The 1,080-nt window shown below is 44.7% G+C and carries 3 protein-coding genes; all 3 read right to left on the reverse strand.

Translation table 11 applies throughout. The features are described 5' to 3' along the window. A partial coding sequence (locus tag KDK14_RS00315) for a type II toxin-antitoxin system Phd/YefM family antitoxin (RefSeq protein ID WP_257263020.1) occupies positions 1-271 on the reverse strand: 271 nt, incomplete at its 3' end. 113 nt (positions 272-384) lie between these two features. Continuing rightward, on the reverse strand, positions 385-669 hold the full coding sequence (locus KDK14_RS00320) for a type II toxin-antitoxin system RelE/ParE family toxin (RefSeq protein WP_257263021.1): 285 nt from the start codon (positions 667-669) through the stop codon (positions 385-387). Beyond that, positions 666-935 (reverse strand): antitoxin of toxin-antitoxin stability system, encoded by a 270-nt coding sequence (locus KDK14_RS00325; protein WP_257263022.1) that lies wholly within the window; start codon positions 933-935, stop codon positions 666-668. The genes KDK14_RS00320 and KDK14_RS00325 overlap by 4 nt, the downstream gene beginning before the upstream one ends. Positions 936-1,080: the final 145 nt, after the last annotated feature.

The following is a 1,080-nucleotide window of genomic DNA, read 5'->3' on the forward strand; positions in this document are numbered from 1 at the left end:
CTTTTAACATATCATCATGGCTAATGGTTGTTTTGCCATCAAAAGCCGTTAACCGATCCTTGGCAATGGCTTCAATCCTCAAATCTTCCAGTTCGTTTACCATGGCTTCAAACTGTTCCACACTGAGCAATACCGCCGCCGGTTCATTGTTCCGCATGACAACATATTTGTCTTGCTCACGATTACAGATCTTATCCAGGTAAAGTTTAAATTGACGAGCCAATTGAGTGACCGGAAGTGCCTGATCAGCGGTTTCTAATAATGCAGCCATAATTACCAGCTCCTTATATCTGTTTATAATCTGATAATAGTCTGTTTTTCATCTGCTGTCATTAACGTAGGAATGATCATTAGTGGTTCCCACGGTCTCCGTGGGAATCCATATCACGTTCTAACCGGTGGCCAGAGCCTGGCAGTATGCACTAAAGCCAATATCCATACCTGATCATCCTGAATTTCATAAACCAGACGATAATGCTCATGGGGAATCAATTCCCGGGTTCCCTCAATTTTGCCGCTATGCCCAATCATTGGATGAGTGGCCAGCCTGCCCGCTGATACTCCAAAACGTTCATCCATATCAATGGCCGCCTGCAGATTTTCAGAGACCAGATACTCCCAGATAGCCAGACGATCCTGAACCGCTTCCGGTGACCAGATGACTTTCATAACTGTTTATTCCGCATAGCGGCAAACTGCGCTTCCACCTCATCATTATTTTTCCCTTCACCGGAATGAATGGAATTTCTGGCAGCGGTTACTTTTTCCTCCAGGAACTCATCATATTCCCTGGCTTTTTTTTGTCGTTCGATAAATTCCCGCATCAGTTCCCGAACCACCTGAGAAGCAGGTCTATGGATGGACTCCGTGGCTGCGATAAATTCAGCCCGGAGTTCCGGCTCCAGTTTCATGGTAAACACCGACTGTTTAGACATAATTATCTCTCCCTATGAAATACTAACAAAGTATATACAATGTTAGTACTTTGAGAGAAAAGCCTCAAGCTGCCGCAACCTCAAAAAACAGCAGATCAAAATCAAATTGAAACACCTCTGCCCCCAATTGCCGGTTCAGTTCCAG

The organism is Endozoicomonas sp. ONNA2, from assembly GCF_024606365.1.
Classification (GTDB): domain Bacteria; phylum Pseudomonadota; class Gammaproteobacteria; order Pseudomonadales; family Endozoicomonadaceae; genus Endozoicomonas.

Coding starts and splice junctions, on each gene's coding strand:
- KDK14_RS00325 (WP_257263022.1), bottom strand. CDS start 935: ATGTCTAAACAGTCGGTGTTTACCATGAAACTGGAGCCGGAACTCCGG.
- KDK14_RS00320 (WP_257263021.1), bottom strand. CDS start 669: ATGAAAGTCATCTGGTCACCGGAAGCGGTTCAGGATCGTCTGGCTATC.